The 18080-nt window shown below is 41.3% G+C and carries 16 protein-coding genes; 7 read left to right on the forward strand and 9 right to left on the reverse strand.

Going from position 1 to position 18080, the window contains the following annotated elements; translation table 11 throughout:
* The first annotated feature begins 21 nt into the window (after positions 1–21).
* The 3 genes from DXX92_RS09615 to DXX92_RS09625 all read left to right on the forward strand — a co-directional run bounded on the left by DXX92_RS09615 (position 22) and on the right by DXX92_RS09625 (position 2911).
* Entirely contained in the window at positions 22–1086 is a 1065-nt protein-coding gene (locus tag DXX92_RS09615) for a patatin-like phospholipase family protein (protein ID WP_116000261.1), read from the forward strand.
* Between the two features lie 100 nt (positions 1087–1186).
* Complete coding sequence (locus tag DXX92_RS09620; RefSeq protein WP_116000262.1) at positions 1187–2191, forward strand: NADP-dependent oxidoreductase; 1005 nt, start codon at positions 1187–1189, stop codon at positions 2189–2191.
* Between the two features lie 93 nt (positions 2192–2284).
* Positions 2285–2911, forward strand: coding sequence for a hypothetical protein (locus tag DXX92_RS09625; RefSeq protein ID WP_116000263.1), 627 nt, complete (start codon positions 2285–2287; stop codon positions 2909–2911).
* A 95-nt stretch (positions 2912–3006) separates the two neighbouring features.
* On the opposite strand, the gene DXX92_RS09630 is transcribed toward DXX92_RS09625, so the two are convergent.
* From DXX92_RS09630 to DXX92_RS09645, 4 genes are all read right to left on the reverse strand, one after another.
* Positions 3007–4122 carry a DUF2855 family protein gene (locus tag DXX92_RS09630; protein ID WP_116000264.1) on the reverse strand — a complete coding sequence of 372 codons (1116 nt, stop codon included), beginning with the start codon at positions 4120–4122 and terminating at the stop codon, positions 3007–3009.
* A gap of 52 nt (positions 4123–4174) precedes the next feature.
* Positions 4175–5188, reverse strand: a complete 1014-nt coding sequence (locus DXX92_RS09635; RefSeq protein ID WP_116000265.1) for an alpha/beta fold hydrolase — start codon at positions 5186–5188, stop codon at positions 4175–4177.
* Positions 5189–5285: 97 nt separating this feature from the next.
* Positions 5286–5960 (reverse strand): nitroreductase, encoded by a 675-nt coding sequence (locus DXX92_RS09640; RefSeq protein WP_116000266.1) that lies wholly within the window; start codon positions 5958–5960, stop codon positions 5286–5288.
* A gap of 301 nt (positions 5961–6261) precedes the next feature.
* Positions 6262–8901, reverse strand: coding sequence for a TonB-dependent receptor (locus DXX92_RS09645; RefSeq protein ID WP_116000267.1), 2640 nt, complete (start codon positions 8899–8901; stop codon positions 6262–6264).
* A 407-nt stretch (positions 8902–9308) separates the two neighbouring features.
* On the opposite strand from DXX92_RS09645, the gene DXX92_RS09650 reads away from it, so the two are divergent.
* Complete coding sequence (locus tag DXX92_RS09650; RefSeq protein ID WP_116000268.1) at positions 9309–9539, forward strand: DUF1653 domain-containing protein; 231 nt, start codon at positions 9309–9311, stop codon at positions 9537–9539.
* A gap of 16 nt (positions 9540–9555) precedes the next feature.
* On the opposite strand, the gene DXX92_RS09655 is transcribed toward DXX92_RS09650, so the two are convergent.
* Together DXX92_RS09655 and DXX92_RS09660 are read right to left on the reverse strand one after the other, a co-directional pair.
* Positions 9556–10551, reverse strand: coding sequence for an NAD(P)H-quinone oxidoreductase (locus tag DXX92_RS09655; protein ID WP_245961449.1), 996 nt, complete (start codon positions 10549–10551; stop codon positions 9556–9558).
* Between the two features lie 94 nt (positions 10552–10645).
* A complete protein-coding gene (locus tag DXX92_RS09660; protein ID WP_116000269.1) occupies positions 10646–10915 on the reverse strand; it encodes an acylphosphatase in 270 nt (89 codons plus the stop codon).
* Between the two features lie 78 nt (positions 10916–10993).
* On the opposite strand from DXX92_RS09660, the gene DXX92_RS09665 reads away from it, so the two are divergent.
* Positions 10994–12184: a class I SAM-dependent methyltransferase gene (locus DXX92_RS09665; protein ID WP_116000270.1), complete on the forward strand. Its 1191-nt coding sequence runs from the start codon at positions 10994–10996 to the stop codon at positions 12182–12184.
* 100 nt (positions 12185–12284) lie between these two features.
* Here the strand turns inward: DXX92_RS09665 and DXX92_RS09670 are convergent, their stop codons facing one another.
* Together DXX92_RS09670 and DXX92_RS09675 are read right to left on the reverse strand one after the other, a co-directional pair.
* Positions 12285–12665, reverse strand: a complete 381-nt coding sequence (locus tag DXX92_RS09670; protein WP_116000271.1) for a hypothetical protein — start codon at positions 12663–12665, stop codon at positions 12285–12287.
* A 172-nt stretch (positions 12666–12837) separates the two neighbouring features.
* Complete coding sequence (locus tag DXX92_RS09675; protein WP_245961450.1) at positions 12838–13482, reverse strand: excalibur calcium-binding domain-containing protein; 645 nt, start codon at positions 13480–13482, stop codon at positions 12838–12840.
* 571 nt (positions 13483–14053) lie between these two features.
* On the opposite strand from DXX92_RS09675, the gene DXX92_RS09680 reads away from it, so the two are divergent.
* Both DXX92_RS09680 and DXX92_RS09685 read left to right on the forward strand, forming a co-directional pair.
* Positions 14054–15097: a DcaP family trimeric outer membrane transporter gene (locus DXX92_RS09680; protein ID WP_116000272.1), complete on the forward strand. Its 1044-nt coding sequence runs from the start codon at positions 14054–14056 to the stop codon at positions 15095–15097.
* Between the two features lie 81 nt (positions 15098–15178).
* Positions 15179–17248, forward strand: a complete 2070-nt coding sequence (locus DXX92_RS09685) for a methyl-accepting chemotaxis protein (RefSeq protein ID WP_116000273.1) — start codon at positions 15179–15181, stop codon at positions 17246–17248.
* Positions 17249–17454: 206 nt separating this feature from the next.
* On the opposite strand, the gene DXX92_RS09690 is transcribed toward DXX92_RS09685, so the two are convergent.
* A complete protein-coding gene (locus DXX92_RS09690) occupies positions 17455–18075 on the reverse strand; it encodes a response regulator (protein WP_116000274.1) in 621 nt (206 codons plus the stop codon).
* Between the last annotated feature and the right edge of the window lie 5 nt (positions 18076–18080).

The raw sequence follows: 18080 nt of genomic DNA on the forward strand, positions 1-18080 counted from the left end.
AGAGTTTATCAAAGGAGAGTTATGATTCAGCTATACGCTGGCACAAGTGCCCTAGAAACAATTAAAGCCGAAGGTTTTCATCAATCTTTGTTTACCGGTTTCTTGGGCGCAAGTGGCGGCCCCAAATGGTTTACCTTATACGGATTAGATAAATACCTATTTGGTGAATTTTTTAAGGCAAGGAACACGCCGCTAAACATTATGGGCTCTAGTGCTGGTGCATTTAGAGCCGCATGTTTTGGCCAATCTGATCCTGTTGCAGCCATTACGCGTTTAGCAACCGATTATTCGCAAACTGTGTATGCCTCAAAAAAACCGACTGCGGCAGAAATTACGGAAACAGGCCGTATACTGTTAGACAAAGTGCTAGGTAAAAATGGCGTTAATGAAATTATTAACAACCCCATTAGAAAAGCGCACTTTGTCGTCGCTAAATCTAACGGCTTTGTCGCTAGTGAAAACAAATTAACCCAAGGCGCAGGGTTACTTAGTAGCTTTGTTCGTAACCGTATGAACAGGCAGTTACTGCGCAGCCAATATGAACGTTACATATTTCAGCCGTCAAGCAGTGATATGACCATTAGCGATCCAGACGAATTTACCACGCACATCACCTACCTGACGCCAAACAATCTTAAGCAAGCGCTATTGGCTTCAGGCTCTATTCCTATGGTAATGCAAGGAATAGCTGACATTCCCGACTGCCCACCGGGGATGTACCGTGACGGTGGCATTGTCGACTATCACTTTGATATTAAAATTCACAACCCGGGTTTAGTACTTTACCCACATTTCAGTCAAACATTGCGTGCTGGTTGGTTTGACAAAAGTTTATCACGCCCTATTCGAGCGCAAAATTACGACAATATTGTCGTGATCTGTCCAACACAAGCATTTGTTGAATCTTTACCATTGAAAAAAATACCTGATCGCAAGGATTTTACGGAATTAGACAGCCAAACCCGCATTAAAGTTTGGCAACGAGTACTCAGTCAAAGCGAGCAACTTGCTGAGGGCTTGCACGAACTGATTCAGACACAAAACCTAGATAGAATTAAGCCGATTTCGCAGTTAGCGATGCACTAAATTTGCAGTTTCTAGCCGATAACTAATTAACACCAAACAAATGCCTAATAAACATCTAAAAAATAGCTAACCACAACAACAGTGATACCAAGGAATAGACATGGAACAAAACACCTATACCGCAATAAAGCTCATCGCTAGACCAACAGGTGGCCCAATTACACAAGACTTGTTTGACGTAGTGCAACTGCCAAAGCCAGAGCTGCAAGATGGTGAGTTTTTAATTCAACAAACCTACACCTCTTTAGACCCTGCAATGTTTGGCTGGATGAGTCCTGACACCAACAGCTATATTCCGCCTGTTGCACTAGGTGATGTGATGCGTAGTGGTGGTATTGGCAAAGTGATAGAAAGTAAACATCCAAGCTTTCAAGTTGGCGATCGCGTTACGGGCTTATTGGGTTGGGCTGAGTTAATAAAATCAGATGGCAAAGGCATTAATAAAGTTGAAAATGACCTACCTGATGAAGCGATATTGTCGATTTTTGCCTTGCCAGGTTTAACCGCAACGCAGGGGTTATACGCAATTGGCAAACCTCAAAAAGGCGAAACTTTAGTTGTTACCGGTGCCGCCGGCTCTGTGGGCTCGCTTGTTGGTCAGCTAGCTAAAGCTGATGGCCTTAACGTTATCGGTGTTGTTGGTAGTGAAGACAAAGCCAAATGGATCACACAAGAGTTAGGTTTTGATGGCGCCATTAATTACAAAACGGATGATTTAGGGGCGAGACTAGATGAACTTGCACCCAATGGTATTGATGTATTTTTTGAAAATACTGGTGGGCCGATTCAAGAAAAAATCTACTATCGTATGAATGTGCATGGCCGAATCGCCGTATGTGGCATGATTGCAGACTATGCAACGATGACACCACCTCCTGGCCCTAACTGGATCCAAATGATCAAAAAGCGCTTAACGGTACAAGGTTTTGCAATGCCAGATCATTATGGTGAAATTCCACAGCTATTCCAAAAATTAGCGCCTTACGTGATGCAAGGTAAAATAAAATATCGCGCTCATGTCCTTGACGGCCTATCGTCTGCTATTGAAGGGTTAAATCTATTTTTTACCGGCGGTAACAAAGGTAAGCTAATGGTTAAGCTGTAAACACTTATCAAATTAATCTCAATGACCGAAACTAGAACCAGAAAAAGAACTAGAACCGGAATAAGTAGTACAAGATCAACAAAGGAAAACACCATGAAATTTGGGCACACATTTCTCAAAACGGCAATTGCAGGTATTCTAAGTACCGCAGCCTTACTAGGCTCATTAAATGCCTACGCTGATCACAAGGCAGATCATAAAAACCAACAAACTCAATTATCATTTGATGAGAGCAGCTTTAGCTGTTTGGCAAAGATGACACCAGTGCGCGGGTTTTTCGTTGACAATTTACTGCCCAACAAATTAAAAGATACCGTCGCCATTGCTGAACAAGGCCAAGGTACATACCCTGCGGGCTCTGTAGTTCAGTTAGTGCCCAGTGAAGTGATGATTAAGCACCCCAAAGGCACTAACCCTACTACTAATGACTGGGAGTTTATCGAGCTAGCCGTTTCTGCCGAAGGTAATCAGTTTACCGCTCGGGGATTTGACGACGTTAAAAATAAATTTGGTGGTAATTGCTTAGATTGCCACAAAAAAGCGAAACCAGAATTTGATTTAATATGTGAAACGGGACATGGCTGTGACCCAATACCAATCACTCGCCCAATGATAGATGTGATTCAAAAAACTGACCCAAGATGTGAAGATAAGCCGCAACTTACTGCTGACGAGCTAGTCATTTTAAAACAGTTAAAAGCCATGCTAGGCGGAGCATAGTTACTCGGTAACTAAGAGCCCAGCGATAAGCTGGGCTTTTTAATTTGTTATTCCTTTAGTGGGCGTACCTTAGCTAAATTAGTCTTAGCCTTGCGCTAGTACTGGTAGACAAACCCAATGCTGGCATCGGCTTGACCACTGAGTAAACTCATATAGCATTCGTTTAGTTGTTCAAAATTGGTGATTTCTTGAACCTTGATATGCTGTTTGATTTCGTCGATAAAAAGATTCATTGATTGGGCTATCTGCACGGTAAGTTGGGCGCCGCCGATTGTTTTACTTTTTATCTTTATTTGTGCTGGTGCAAAAAACATTTCTGGCTTAGCACCAGGTAAAGAAACATTATTCGCGGTGTTTGTTGATAGGTCGCCAACATGTGTCGCGCCAACACTGCAAGAATAGACTAAGTTCTCAGCAAAATGGTTATGCACGCTCGCTAACACTTGCTGGCTGCCGGCCATATCGACAAAAATACTGGCTTTGCGATTGTCTAGTTTGGCTATTTCATCATAACTAATCACTTCATCGTATAGGCCAGTTGATGTCACAAACTCTACCCGTGACGATGACGTTAATCCAACCAATTTAACTGCTTTACCGTTGGCACACTGACGACTAGCAAAAGCAAGTGCCATGCTTGTTTTACTCGATGCGCTCGAAATAACATACTGACTTGCACCAAAGAAGTTATGATCGGTCATAAAATCATCAATAAGCCATGAAGTTGTGTACAAGCCTTTCACTAGTAAATGATAAGGCTCTGTAGACTCATTATAAAAAGGATTCTTAGCTACTCGCTCGTAGTTAGCGTAAACACTAGAAAGCTGATGCCGGTACTGCGCTGTGTCACTAAAGCCAAACGGCGTGATTTGGCCGGCTTGGATCACAAGTGACTGCGTCATCGGAAAAAATCCAAAAACTCGTTCGCCTTCCACTATTTCATCATTGTTCGACTCAACAACTGTGGCAAAGGCCATCACAGGTATTCTGCCCCATTTTTCCTGTTCTTCGCTTGCGGGAAAAAATCGCCAATAACCCAATAGTTCGCCTGCAACGCCATAAGTAATGTTGTTTGCTGTTAACGCAAATTTATCAACTGCTAACCGAATTTGTCCTGATTGCAACGTTAATTTAGGTTCAGAAACAACACGCGTTTTTGCAAGGTTTAGCTTGTTTATTTCTAATACTGATTGTTGCTGTTGAGTATCCATAAATGCATGATCCTTTTGGTAATTATCCTATATCTCTGTTTATAACCAACTGTTAGCATTGAGCTGTGTTTTTCACAAAATAACCAATCGCTTGTGTTATCGCGTCCGGCTGTTCATGCTGTAACCAGTGGCTATTGTCAGGGAATTGCTTAATCGTTAAGTCTTGAACATAGTCTTCTAATCCGTCTAGGCACTCGATAACAAATGCTTGATCTTGTGCTCCCCAAAGCACCAGCGTCGGTACTTTTATCATTATTTTGGGAATGGTAATTGCCTCTAATGTCGTTAATGGTGATTCTGTTTTAGTGGTTGAATTAGATTGAGATAACTTGCTGTTATCTCGGGCGTAAGTATCTTTGTAACCAATACTTTTAGTGTCTGCTGCCAGCTGAGGCATAGCTCTGTAGTATTGCAACATACCGTTAATCGCGCCGGGTTGTTGCCAAATCGCTAAATATTCACTTTTTAACTGGTCTGTGACGAGATCTTTTGCAAGTCCCGTCATAATTTGTTCAAACAAGTAGCTAAATTGGTTTTCGGATAACAAGTTTTCGGCTTGAGGGGAGATAAGTTGGTGAATATAGCCACTACGCAAGCGTTGCTCGCCGTTGTATTTCATCTCTCTGGTAAATGTGCTCGGGTGTGCTGCATTTAAAATTACAAGCTTTTTCACTAGCTGTTGATTAAAGGCAACAAGTGGCCAAGCAATGGCTCCCCCCCAGTCATGGGCCACAAGATAAACAGGCTGGTTATTAGACACTTGCGCGATAAACTCACTTAACACCTTAATCAAATTTTCAATTTTATAAAAAGCGTTATTGCTAGGTTTATCACTAAGATTATAGCCGGGTAAATCAGGCGCAATCGTATGATACGACTTGCCGAGTGCAATGAGCTGATGTCGCCACGTCCCCCAATACTCTGGAAAGCCATGCAGAAATACGATAACGCCATTGTCACTGTGTTGAACGCCACATTGCGAATAGTGTATTTTTAGTCCGGAGACGTTTGCATAGCTATGTTTAATTTCGGCATTCTGTGATTGTTCAACCGCCCTGTTCTTCATATGTTATCCCGCTGTGCTAAGGTGCTTTTGCATGTCGATATTTAATCCATACTTTTCTTTTGCCTCAGAAATAGCTTAGGTTCATCGACTACAGCCATTAAGTAAAAAACTGAACCGCATCGTCAGTGCTAGCTCGATCTGTTCTTGCTTTATTAGCGTTTGCATCAGCTTTTGCATAGCCAAAAGACATACCAAATAAAATGCCTCGCTCTTCAGGTATTCCCAGCAGTTCTTTTACAGGATCTGGGAACTGCCCTAACGCGCCTTGCATACAATTTTGAATACCGTGTTCAGCAAGAATTAACGACAGCGTTTGCGCATAAATACCTAAATCAACCGCCCCCATAATATCTAGATATTTGTCCATGGTGAAAAACGCCGCATGTGGTGCGCCGAAAAACTGCCAATTGTTTGCCATCGCCATTTGGCGTGCTTTTTTATCCTCGCGCGCAATTCCTAGCGCTGAATACAATGCATTCGCTGAGCCAAATTGACGTTCGCGATGAATACCTTGATATTGTGGCATCCAATTAAACTCTGGATTGGGTTTAGCACCACTCATTAACGTAGTCATAAATTTATCGCGCAGTGTTGCCAATGTATTACCGGAAACAACACACACTTGCCATGGCTGGACATTGCAGTTAGACGGTGCCTGCTGTGCTTTGGTAAAAATTTGTTGAAGTAATTCACTGTCGACAGGCGTGCTTTCAAACGCTCTAACTGAATATCGATTTGCTAAAATCTCGCTTACACTGGTAATGTCTGACATCTTTTTTCCTTTTTTTCTTTTTTACTTTTTTTATAGTGCGCTTCTGTTTTACTTATAACGGTCTGAATAACTGACTAATAAAGTAACGGATCAATAACGTTTATAACACACTGTTTTCTATTCTTTTCACTATAAATACAAAATGGCGCGGCTCAATAATTAATATTAAGTAACACACCAAATCGATTACGCTCGTTACAACTTTTGTAAGCTTAGAGGCTATAGTTAAACGGTTTTAGAGACCAAGCGATAAAAGACGCTGGGGACTTCTTTTACCCCCTGCATCTCTAAAACCGAGCCGTTAAAACCGTTTTTTCAAAGTGATACCGTATGTTGCAGGCTCTGATACATAGGCATTCAATTTGCCGTCTTGAATCGGTACATTAAAATTCGTTCGATTAATGTATTCCTCATCCAGAATATTTCGGCCCCAAAGTATTACGTCTAAATCTAACTCCTCGAATTTGACAAATATACGAGCATTTAACAAATTGTATGCGTCTTGCTCTGCATACGGGTCGTTACTCGCATCAAGCACCATATCACCTGTATGGCTATAATCGGCTTGAATATACGAATAAATGCCGTCAGCTAAATTAAACTCTTTTTTAATGCTTAAAATTGCAAAGTCTTCTGGTTCGCCGCCAGGTCTGTCACCTGTTCGATTACAGAAAGGGTTTGGATTCGCAGGATCTGTGTTTTCTTGCCCCGGGTCAACGATACCGGTGTGCCATGTAAAGGCATTCCAACAGTTACCCCGTTCAAAACTTTTATATTCTGAATTGACCAGCGCATATGCAAAATTAACCTCAATGGTTTCAGTTGGGTACCAAGTTGCCTCTAACTCAAAACCAGATATTTCATAGTCACCCGCGTTTTGTAAGTTAAATCCGTTACCGGTAAATGTATTGGCTTGGAAATCGTCAACTGTGGTGTAATGGGCCGCTGCATTGATTCGTAAATCTTGATTGGCAAAATCTTTCTTTAAACCAATTTCTATCGACTCTGAGGTCTCTGCCTCAAAAATGGGATCAAAGCCCGGCGCAATGCGATCGGTATTAGTCCCTCCTGACTTGTAGCCTGTACCATAAGACACATAAGCCATAGAGTACTTATCAAATTGATAACTTAGCTTAACCGTGCCCGTAAATTGGTCATCATCAAGGGTTTCGATAATATCTTCACGGGTTGATGTTGTCGGCCCTAATGCCTGAAATCCCCAACCTGGCGTTTGAAATGGCACAAAAGCTTGTAGCGCTGCCTGCCCCTGTGGTGAAGTAATATCAATTTGCCCTGCACCAATTCCTTGTAATATTGCACCAGCAACACCTGCCCCATAAATAAGCGTGCCAGGTACTATAGTGGCAGGATCGTTCGGGTCGCCAATGCTATTGAAGAAAGGTACAAAACTTGAGCCGTCAGAGAAGTTCTCACTAAACACTGTGGACAAATCTTTACTTTCATCCGTGTACCTAACACCGGCTGTGAGCGTAAGTTTGTCGGTTAGTGAAAAGTCGAACTGGGTAAATACGGCGTAACTTTCATGTTCTTGGGTAGCAACATGATCAAAACCTACGCCTCCGGGCGCTGCTTGCGATGTTGGTGCTATTAAGCCACCTGTCGCAGTACTGAGTTGGTCTATACCATTTAACAAAGGATCTAAAGCCCCTTGAAAATTCGCCATGAAAAACGTGTTAAATAAGTCATCGGTATACAAGCTGTAATTTAGGTCAATGTCTTGTGTGAAGTAGTAAAAACCTATAATATAATCAAGTGAGTCACCCGAGTACGTCAAGCGTAGTTCCTGAGAGAATGAATCTTGCTCAGCATCATTGATGGTGCCAAATAAGTCAGCATCGGTAAAATCACTATCAATATTGTCGTAGGCTTCAAAGCTGCGATATGCAGAAATAGCCGTCAGAGTATATTGATCGTTTAGATCCCAGTTTATTTCCGCCGACAACCCCTTATCAGTCATTTGCGATTCAGGCAAGAAGGAAACCGCAACTTGGCGATCATAAAATTGATCATCTCTAAATACGGTTGCATTAAATGGCGGCTGACTCAAAAAAGCATCGCTGCCTAATTTTCCCGGTATTTCACGCGCCTGAAAATTAGACACTTGCGTTGGTGCCGCACAACAAATTTCATCTATTTCCCCTTGATCAGCGATAATGCGAAGTTCAAAGGAGTCACTCGGGGTAAACAGCATTTGTAAACGAGCGCCCCAGCGATCGCGATCGTTTAAAATATTGTCACCTAAATTAACATCATCAACAATGCCATCGCGCTGGCTAGTAAAACCGGTGACACGAAATGCGAGAATATCGTCAATAGCTGATAACGACATGGCGCCAGCGACATTCAGTAGTCCAAAATTACCAGCGGTTAATTCAACAAATCCATCGTCACCATCGTGGCTTGGCTTAACTGTGCGCACTAACACCGCGCCTGAAGGTGTATTTTTACCAAATAAAGTGCCCTGCGGGCCACGTAGCACCTCAATACCTTCGACATCGATAAGGTTATTGATCATCGAGTTTTGACGAGCGCGATAAACGCCATCAACATATAAACCAACCGATGACTCTAGACCGTAGTTTTGTGATGAAGTACCAACCCCGCGTATAGAAAAGCTAGATTGAGTGGCATTTTGTGCTTGAAACGCCCCCAGCCCTGGCACAGATTTTTGTAAATCGAACAGATCTTTAATAACGGCTTCTGCCATTTCCTCACCGCTAAAGGCCGTCATCGCAATAGGTACTTCTTGTTGATTTTGTACTCGTTTTTGCGCAGTTACGGTAATACGCTCTAGAAAAGACTCATCGACTGTTTGTTGTGCTGACTGAGCTTGTTGCGCAATTATACTGGGCGACGTCAAATACACTGACGCCATCACAGCCAACGCAATTTTATTGCGCTTGAACTGACTTGTTTTCATGTGCTTCTCCCCAAAAGCAATTAGCAAATTATTATTGTTATTAGCAGCCGTTTACGGCCTTATTTTTGTTGTTTTCAATTGCTAATTTGTTAAGTGGTCGAGCCAGTGTCAACTATTCAAATAGAGCGCAAACTCTACTCCAGATGCTAATTATGGGTGGGAGATATAAGACTTAAGCTGTTTGTGACAAAAACTGGGCGTTATAGACTATTTAACAACCAAAAACTAAAGGATATAAACTATTAACATGTTCATAATTCATCAGATTTTTAATAAATCTTATTAATAGTTTAATTTAAATTTAGTGCATAAAGATGAAGGCGTTGTGGATTAGATTTTAAAAAAACTATCTATTTCAATATCGCGACATTTGCTACACTGCGCGAAAAGTTTTAAGAGTAATCCAAATGATCCCTTTAGGTACATATCAACACTTCAAAGGTAATAAATACCAAGTCACCCAGGTGGCTCGGCACAGTGAAACGGAAGAATGGATGGTGGTTTACTACCCTCTTTATGGCACCATTGAACAAACAGGAAACCCTGAATTTTGGGTTCGACCACTGGCTATGTTCGATGAAACCATAGAAAGAGGCGGTAAAACACTAAAAAGGTTTAGTTTTATGCAAGACGAATAGCTTAGCCTAGGGCGTGTTAACCAAGCTCATCAACTGTTAGCACTAGCTTACCGATGTTGGCATTGTTAGACATTCTTTGATGAGCCAGCTCTGCATCTTGCCACGAGTAACACGTATCAATCACGGGTTTTATTGCGCCATTTTGCTGATACAGCTCGTCACTAAAATCGCTGACAAATTGGCTAACAAGCGATGCTTTATATTGATCAGTTCGGCTACGCAAAGTGCTAGCCGTTAAACTGATGCGTTTTTGTAGCATACGTGCAACATCTAGATGCTCAGCATATCGGCCACCGAGTATGGCTAATATAACGATGCGCGAGTCTAACGCAGCTACTTTTAAATTTTGGTTAACGTAATTACCGGCAACAACATCCAAAATGACATCAAATGCTATGTCCGCTTGTTTAGCCCAGTCTACAAACGATGAACTCTTATAGTTAATCGCGATATCTGCCCCTAACTCAATACACGCTTTGGCTTTTTCTTCGCTGCTGACAGTTACTGCAACAAAACAACCTCTGGCTTTTGCCAATTGAATAGCTGCACTGCCGACACCACTTGCGCCAGCATGAATGAGCAACTTTTCTTTATGGTTTAACTGGCTGATAGCAAACAACGCTTGATAAGCGGTTAAATAGGTTTCTGCTAGTGCTGCGCCTTGCTCAAATGAATAGCTGTCTGGCAATTTAATCAGGTGATCCGTTTCAATAACCGCATATTGCGCATAACCGCCACCGGCGACAATGGAGCAAACGCGATCACCTATTTGAAATTGCCCAGTATTGTCAGCAACAATTTCGCCGGCGACTTCTATTCCTAAGATTTCTGATTCACCAGCTGGTGGTGGATAAAGCCCTGCTCGTTGCAGTAAATCTGCGCGATTAATACCAATGGCTTTAACTTTAACTAAACATTGTGACTGACTAGGCTCTGGGATAGTGGTTTGGCTAAACGTTAGGGTGTTGTTTTTTACTTCAATAAAATGCATATTTTTTTCAGAAATCGTCATTTAGCTAAGCTACTAATTAAAAAGAAATTAAAGACGAGTTTATCGGCAGAGCACGTGTAAGACAAGGTGACAGCCGATTGAACCTGTGAATCAGTTAGCCAATAGAAAAATGATTAAGAGACTGATATTCAACTTGATTATGAGTCACATTGACAACCTCAGCCTGGCTCGGCCCTTCTTTGAGCCATTCAAGCATTTTATTGACGTTATCTTCCTCGCCGCACACAAGTACTTGCACATCACCATCTGCCAAGTTTTTTGCATAGCCGCTAAGTTGCAAATCTATCGCCATTTGCTGGCATGACGCACGAAAATACACCCCTTGTACTTTGCCGCTAACATTTGCAAGACAACATATCGCCATATTTATACTCCTTTGATTGCACAGGCAAACGGCTTTCACTACAATCTGCCCAATTTTGTTTTCTCTAAGTATAGGCATATGTCAGCAAGAATTTATTTAAATGTTGGTCGTGAAAAATCTTTACGCCGCAAACACCCTTGGGTGTTCTCAAAAGCCGTGAATAAAGTTAAGGGTAAGCCTATGCTTGGCGAGACTGTTGATGTATTTGACAGTAAAGACAACTGGTTAGCACGCGGCGCATATTCACCTGAATCTCAAATGCGAGTTCGTGTCTGGACCTTTGATCAAAACGAAAACATTGATCGTGACTTTTTCAAACGCAAACTCGAACAAGCTCAAGGCCGACGTGATTGGTTTATCGAAAAAGGCAAACTAACGGGGTATCGCCTTATCGCAGGTGAGTCTGATGGTATGCCAGGTATTACCATTGATAAATACGATGATATTATTGTTTGTCAGTTACTTTCTGCAGGTGCTGAATTTCATCGTCATACTTTAGTTGATGTATTAACAGAACTTTATCCTGACTGCGGTGTTTACGAACGCTCTGATGTTGACGTACGCAAAAAAGAAGGTCTGGAAAAACAAGTGGGTTGGCTAGCAAATGAAAAATCGTCAACTGAGCGCGTTATTTGTGAGCACGGCATTAACATTATTGTTGATGTTGCTACGGGTCATAAAACGGGCTTTTATCTTGATCAACGCGATTCTCGATTAGCTGCTGGAAAGTACGCAAAAGACAAAAACATTCTCAATTGTTTTTCTTACACAGGTACCTTTTCACTTCATTGCGCGGCGGCAGGTGCGGCTTCAGTAACCAATGTTGATGTATCGCAAGCAGCGTTAGATATTGCTCAGCGTAATTTAGCTGAAAACAACCTTGACAATGCGCCAGTAGAATTTGTTAAAGAAGATGTATTTAAACTGCTGCGCAAATACAAAGCAGACGGTGTTCGTTTTGACATGATTATCATGGATCCACCAAAATTTGTTGAAAACAAAGCGCAGCTAACTAGTGCTTGTCGTGGCTACAAAGATATCAACATGTTAGCGATGCAACTGCTGAATCCTGGCGGTTTATTACTTACTTTTAGCTGCTCTGGCCTACTTGATGCTCCACTATTTCAAAAAGTAGTGGCCGATGCAGCGCTGGACGCAGGAAAGTCTTGCCACTTTGTTGAACGTTTACACCAAGCTGCAGATCATCCAGTATCAAGCAACTATCCAGAGGGTTACTACTTAAAAGGCTTTGTTTGCCAAATTAACTAAATAACAGAATAACATCATCAACAAAGGGGCTAGTTGACTAGCCCCTTTTAGTTGTATTGCTCATTGTTCGTGCTTATTGGTATACATTCATTCACCAACATTAAGGTGTTGGTGGTGGATTCAATGGCGGTGGTAACACATTCGCTGAATTAACGGGAATTTTAAGCCCTGTGTTGGCATCATAAGGGAAGCCTGTTGGAATAATGTGAACGCCAACAGGACAGCTGATTAACGCTGCAATACCAAGCACCATTCCTTCGCCACCGGCCCCATAACCACCTACTGATATCGCTTTGCAGCCTACCGTTTGACTGCGATTTATAGCCAGTTGTAATTCTTGGGCGGCTTCAACGCCACCAGCATTAGATTCACCAACAATGACAAAACTCTTAGTTGGTGCATTAGAGACAGGCGTGTGTTGACAGCCTGCTAGTGATATCGCAAATGCGAGTACCAAAGAAAATGTCGATAATCTACTCATCTAGCTCTCCTTGGGTTATTACAAATCTTTAGTCAGTTAATATTGACTTGTTTAACAACAAGATATTTAATCCTCCCGTATTTAGTGACTAGTCTATTAACTGTAGACTGTTAAGCATTAGGTTCAAGTTTGGTTTATTAGCCTGCACTTTAATTAGCGATTCTAATTCATACTAATAATTAAACTGGCGTTCGCAAGGCAGTCCATCTCTATCACCATCCATTTTTGTATTGGGACAGTTATTTAGAAAAAACTCTGCTTCTTCACGAGATTTCATCTCGCGACAATATTGACGGCCATCACAGGAAAACTGTTGTGATTTGATAACAGCTTTGCCTTGAAAATGCTGACTTTCATATGCTGGTTTATTCGGAATGAGTGCCAGCCTATCTACGATCACAAAAACGACTAGTACACCTAACGCAATAGATAGCCGATAGAGTTTACTAGGCTTGGTTTGCACTCTGTTCGTATGAAAGACATTATTTAGTGCTGACTGTTGATAATTTTGCCTCTGGTGACTCGGGTTTGAACGCGAGTTAAATTCATTTCCAGTGCCATAACTATCTAAGCTTTTTACACCGACAATATTGGCATTTATTGCACGTTCTTTGCCATCAACTAACGCCAAATCAAAATTAATCATGTCGCCGAGCATAGGCTTTCGAGCCATATGCTTTAGCACTGATATATGAATAAAAATGTTGTTTTCTAACACTTGTGACTGAATAAAACCAAATCCTCTGGCATCGTTCCACTTGATTAGCTTTCCTTGGTACTTGCCTAATGACATTCCTTGGTAAGATCCTTTATACATCTTTGAATATTTTAGCTTTAATAAAAGGCTGGCTATTCTAGATAAAACCTTTTGCTGTTTCTATGTCATTCGTCAATTTTCTACATTGAGTTGATATCTCGATGATTTATATCAATTTACTTTTATAGAATTGAATAAATTGAAATGCTTAAGTTGAATTGAGTAGATCGAATTTGAGCAAATCTTAAAACGAAAGTTGTATCGTTTAAGCGAATAGAAAAATAAAATTTAAAAATTGTGAAACTTTTTTGCCTAACGCCCTATCTATACCATTACTCATAGCAACTGTGTGTTGCTGAATTTTTCGCCACACAAGCTGTGTTCTCTGATCGTTAAAAAATCATATTTTAACGATTTTTTAACACGCTAAATGCCCATTCTTAAAGTTTGTAACACCTTGAGTTACAAACTCTCTATTTCTACGGGTAATCCCTTAGCTTTATTCAGTATTTCTACGGGTTAACACAAATTCACACTTCAAGTATTTTTGCCGTCGGTTTTTCGGCTGCATAGTTCTCACGTCGAGCGCGCATTCATCAGCCGAATTTATTTACATAATAAAGGTAGTATTATGAAGAAGTCTTTGGTTTCAGTAGCAGTGTGCGCAACACTTGCTAGTGCTCCATCATTCGCTGAATACAGTGTAGAAATAAACGAAGATCACAAACTGTCATTTGGCGGCTATTTTAAAGCAGACTTTAGAAACGTGAACGGAGATCTTGCCTACCGAGATTTTTGGACAGGAAATAACATCGTTAAGCCAGACACTAACGAAACCCGTTTTAACGTTAGAGAGTCACGCTTCAATATCAAATATCAAAACGCTGCAGTTAAAGCTGTTTTAGAGTGGGACTTTTACGATGATCAAAACCCAAGCGGCTCAACTGAAACAGTAACAGGCGGTCATTCTCTTCGTTTGCGTCACGCTTATATCGATTATGACAAATGGCGTGTTGGTCAAACATGGTCAACCTTTATGCCATTGGTATCAATCGCAGATGCGCTAGATTTTGGTGGTGCGCATGTTGGTCAAACATTTATTCGTCAAAGCCAAGTACGTTACACAACTGGTGGCTTAGAAGTCGCGCTTGAAAATCCGTCAACACAATCTGGCATTAGCCAATCAGTGCCTGATGTCGTTGCGCGTTACACAGTCAAAGGTGACTGGGGTCAAATGGCAGTTGCTGGCTTAATGCGTACCTTGGACAACGGTGATGACGCTGCAGCAGCTGATGGCAGCCAGTTTGCGTACAACATCCATGGTCGTATCAAAACGTTTGGTAAAGATGATTTCCGCTTTTCATACAATGATGGTCGCTCAGGTCGCTACGTAAGCCCTGGTGCTAACATTAATGATCTTGCTAAAGATGGTGATATCCACAAAACGCAAGCCTACACCCTAGCCTACCGCCACTTTTGGACAGAAACATGGCGTTCAAGTCTTTATTACGGTGATGTAAAAATTGACGAGTTAGACGTTGAACGCAACCACTGGGGTCTGAACCTGATTAAAAACATCACTCAACACTTTAGTGTCGGTGGCGAAGTTGGTCGCTACCAAACAGAATCTGCAGAGTCAGATTACTTCCAAGTTTCAGCAAAATATATCCTCTAGCAGGGATTCATAAAAAAGTGCCGCCTATAGCGGCACTTTATTTTACCAAACTAACGTTTCAAGCGACTCAGGAGAACTGCAATGAATCTTAGTATTAAAGCAAAAATGATTTTGCTAACCACAGCTGCCCTAGCAATTATCGGCGGTATTTCTATTATAGAAACAATTCTTACCAAGAATATTGTGCTAGCAACTGAGTCAGAAAACGTTGGTAGCGCAGTTGAAAAAACACTTAAAGAAAACCTGCAAGCACAAATTGATACGGTTACCCTTTCTGCAGACTTATTCTATCAACAAGCACATAAAGACAAAGTAAAAGAAGAGCTTGCCGAAGAGCTCACTGTTATTCACCAAACGATGGCGGCTATTTATAATAATACCGAGGCTAAATCAGCAGCAAAAGCCCATATCCATGCTTTTTTAAATAATTATACTTGGGGTAACAACCGCTATGTCTTTAGTTACGACAAAGACTCGATCAACTATGTTACCCACACCTTAAAGCCTTCACTTATCGGCACATCAGCAAAAGATTCGCAAGATAATAACGGCGTATTTTATGCAAGAAATATCGTTAATGCTGGCACTTCTAGCGACATAGGATTTACAGAATATGCATTTGTAAACCCAAATACAGATCAAGTAGAAAACAAACTTACCGCCGCAAAATTTTTCGAGCCGCTTAATATCGTTATTGCTACCGGCGAATACATTTCTAGTTTACAAGCCGACAAGCAGGCGCAAGCGCTTGCAATGATCACTAAAGCTAAGTTTGGTAAAAATGGTTACTTCTGGGTACAAAACAGCGAAGGTGTTATATTAGCGCATCCAAAAGCATCGATTGTAGGCACAAGTATTGGGAACACGATTAAAGTTGCTAATCAACTTAGCAGCCAAAATGATGCCTTTGTAGATATGGCATTTAACAACCCGGCAACTAACCAAACTGAAAACAAAATTGCTTACGCTCGTAAAGTGTTTCCTGATTGGGGTTGGACAATCGCTACCGGCGCTTATGAAACTGATATTATTGAAGCACAAAACCAGCTAACCACAGCAACCAAAGACATCTTTGAACATCAAACGATTCAAAATATATTCTTTTTAGTTGTTGCAACAGCAGTAGTTATTGGCTTATTCCTATACTTTATTAATCGCATTACCCATCGTTTATCTTTGCTTAACGAACGTATTACTAGCCTTTCAAGTGGTGAAGCTGATTTACGCTCACGATTAGAAATTACTGGTCAAGACGAAATTACCGACATCGCAAAATCTGTTAATAATTTTATCGCCTACCTGCAAAACATGCTTAAGGAGCTAGCGTCATCTTCTGCTCACATTACTCAAAATATCGGCAGCCTAACAACACAGTCTGAGCAAAACCACACTGCATTAAACAACCATGCAAATGAAACTGAGCAAGTTGTTACTGCCATAACTGAAATGAGTGCTACCGCGAACAGTGTTGCTGATAGCGCGAATCAGTCCGCCCATAGCACTAACCAAGCTGAGCAAGAAGCCAACGAAGCACAACAGCTAGTCAAATCAACAACTGCAAGTGTTGATAAGCTAAAAGGTGAAATTGAACAAGCGGCGGATAACATTAACACCATGAATGACAACACTCAGGAAATTGTTAATGTGTTAGGGGTAATTGGTGAAATTGCTGACCAAACGAACCTGTTAGCACTTAACGCCGCTATTGAAGCTGCGCGTGCTGGTGAACAAGGTCGAGGATTTGCTGTTGTGGCCGATGAAGTTCGCGCCCTGGCCTCTCGCACACAAACCAGTACTGAAGAAATTAGCCATATTTTGGCTAAGGTACAAAATGATGCTGCTAACGCCGTTGCGGCAATGGAAGCGACACAAGCAAGCTGCCAACTAGCGTCTGATAACACTGAGCAGGTATCTACTAGCTTATCTACTATGACCAACGCCATTGTTCATATCAACGATTTAAACAATCAAATCGCTACCGCTGCTGAACAGCAAAGCGCGGTAACCGAAGAAGTCAGCCAGAATATGAACAATATTCAAGTAGTAGTGAATGATTTATCGCAAGGTGGTGAACATACGATGGCAAGCAGCCGCGAGCTGGCAACAACCAATGAGCAACTTTCTGGGCTGATAAATCAGTTTAAAGTTTAAGGCTAATATTATTATCTAAGTATTTAAGAGACGTTGAGTTGAATAACGACCAAACTAGCAGTGCCTTGGTACTGCTATGACACTACTTTAATATTTTTTTGTAATGTTAGGGCTTGGTCGTTAGTTTAAACGTTAACGAGCCTATTTAACTAACTCAACTTCCACTAATTTATGAGTTAGTTAAACCTAAGCAACATCGCGAAAAGCTATTTATCTAGGCCATAGTCTATGGCATATCGCACAAGCCCAATGGTTGACTCTATCCCTAGTTTCTTTTTGATATTGCGCTTGTGTGTTTCTACAGTGCGAGCGCTAATATTCAACTCTTGTGCAATTCTTTTGTCGTTTAATCCTTGCGATACCAAACGCAATATTAAATGCTCACGACGTGTGAGTGACACTCTTTGCTCACTCGTCAATTCTTGCGAGAGAATATCGGTAACCTCGGCGCTAAAATATGACTTACCACTCGCAACTTTTTTGATCGCAGAAATAAGCTCATCACCGGGTACATCTTTTAACACATAACCATTCGCACCATGACGCATAGCCGATAAAATATATTCTTTACTGTCATGCATGCTAAGCATGATCACTTTGCAATCAAGTTGCTGTTCCCTAATAAGCTCTAATGCATACATACCATCCATTTCAGGCATATTAATATCCATCAGCACGACATCAAATTCAAAATGCTGGAGTAAGGTTAGCGCCTGTTGTCCATTTTCAGCTTGATTAGTTACTTTAATCTCAGGATCAAGACTGAGTCTGAACATCAATCCTTCGCGAAAAATTGGATGATCGTCAACAAGTAGTACTTTAATCATGTAAA

It is taken from the genome of Thalassotalea euphylliae, from assembly GCF_003390395.1.
GTDB lineage: Bacteria > Pseudomonadota > Gammaproteobacteria > Enterobacterales > Alteromonadaceae > Thalassotalea_F > Thalassotalea_F euphylliae_C.

What these genes read in the sequence shown, in the direction of transcription:
- DXX92_RS09615 (WP_116000261.1), top strand. Translation starts at nt 22, where the DNA reads ATGATTCAGCTATACGCTGGCACAAGTGCCCTAGAAACAATTAAAGCC.
- DXX92_RS09620 (WP_116000262.1), top strand. Translation starts at nt 1,187, where the DNA reads ATGGAACAAAACACCTATACCGCAATAAAGCTCATCGCTAGACCAACA.
- DXX92_RS09625 (WP_116000263.1), top strand. Translation starts at nt 2,285, where the DNA reads ATGAAATTTGGGCACACATTTCTCAAAACGGCAATTGCAGGTATTCTA.
- DXX92_RS09630 (WP_116000264.1), bottom strand. Translation starts at nt 4,122, where the DNA reads ATGGATACTCAACAGCAACAATCAGTATTAGAAATAAACAAGCTAAAC.
- DXX92_RS09635 (WP_116000265.1), bottom strand. Translation starts at nt 5,188, where the DNA reads ATGAAGAACAGGGCGGTTGAACAATCACAGAATGCCGAAATTAAACAT.
- DXX92_RS09640 (WP_116000266.1), bottom strand. Translation starts at nt 5,960, where the DNA reads ATGTCAGACATTACCAGTGTAAGCGAGATTTTAGCAAATCGATATTCA.
- DXX92_RS09645 (WP_116000267.1), bottom strand. Translation starts at nt 8,901, where the DNA reads ATGAAAACAAGTCAGTTCAAGCGCAATAAAATTGCGTTGGCTGTGATG.
- DXX92_RS09650 (WP_116000268.1), top strand. Translation starts at nt 9,309, where the DNA reads ATGATCCCTTTAGGTACATATCAACACTTCAAAGGTAATAAATACCAA.
- DXX92_RS09655 (WP_245961449.1), bottom strand. Translation starts at nt 10,551, where the DNA reads ATGACGATTTCTGAAAAAAATATGCATTTTATTGAAGTAAAAAACAAC.
- DXX92_RS09660 (WP_116000269.1), bottom strand. Translation starts at nt 10,915, where the DNA reads ATGGCGATATGTTGTCTTGCAAATGTTAGCGGCAAAGTACAAGGGGTG.
- DXX92_RS09665 (WP_116000270.1), top strand. Translation starts at nt 10,994, where the DNA reads ATGTCAGCAAGAATTTATTTAAATGTTGGTCGTGAAAAATCTTTACGC.
- DXX92_RS09670 (WP_116000271.1), bottom strand. Translation starts at nt 12,665, where the DNA reads ATGAGTAGATTATCGACATTTTCTTTGGTACTCGCATTTGCGATATCA.
- DXX92_RS09675 (WP_245961450.1), bottom strand. Translation starts at nt 13,482, where the DNA reads ATGTATAAAGGATCTTACCAAGGAATGTCATTAGGCAAGTACCAAGGA.
- DXX92_RS09680 (WP_116000272.1), top strand. Translation starts at nt 14,054, where the DNA reads ATGAAGAAGTCTTTGGTTTCAGTAGCAGTGTGCGCAACACTTGCTAGT.
- DXX92_RS09685 (WP_116000273.1), top strand. Translation starts at nt 15,179, where the DNA reads ATGAATCTTAGTATTAAAGCAAAAATGATTTTGCTAACCACAGCTGCC.
- DXX92_RS09690 (WP_116000274.1), bottom strand. Translation starts at nt 18,075, where the DNA reads ATGATTAAAGTACTACTTGTTGACGATCATCCAATTTTTCGCGAAGGA.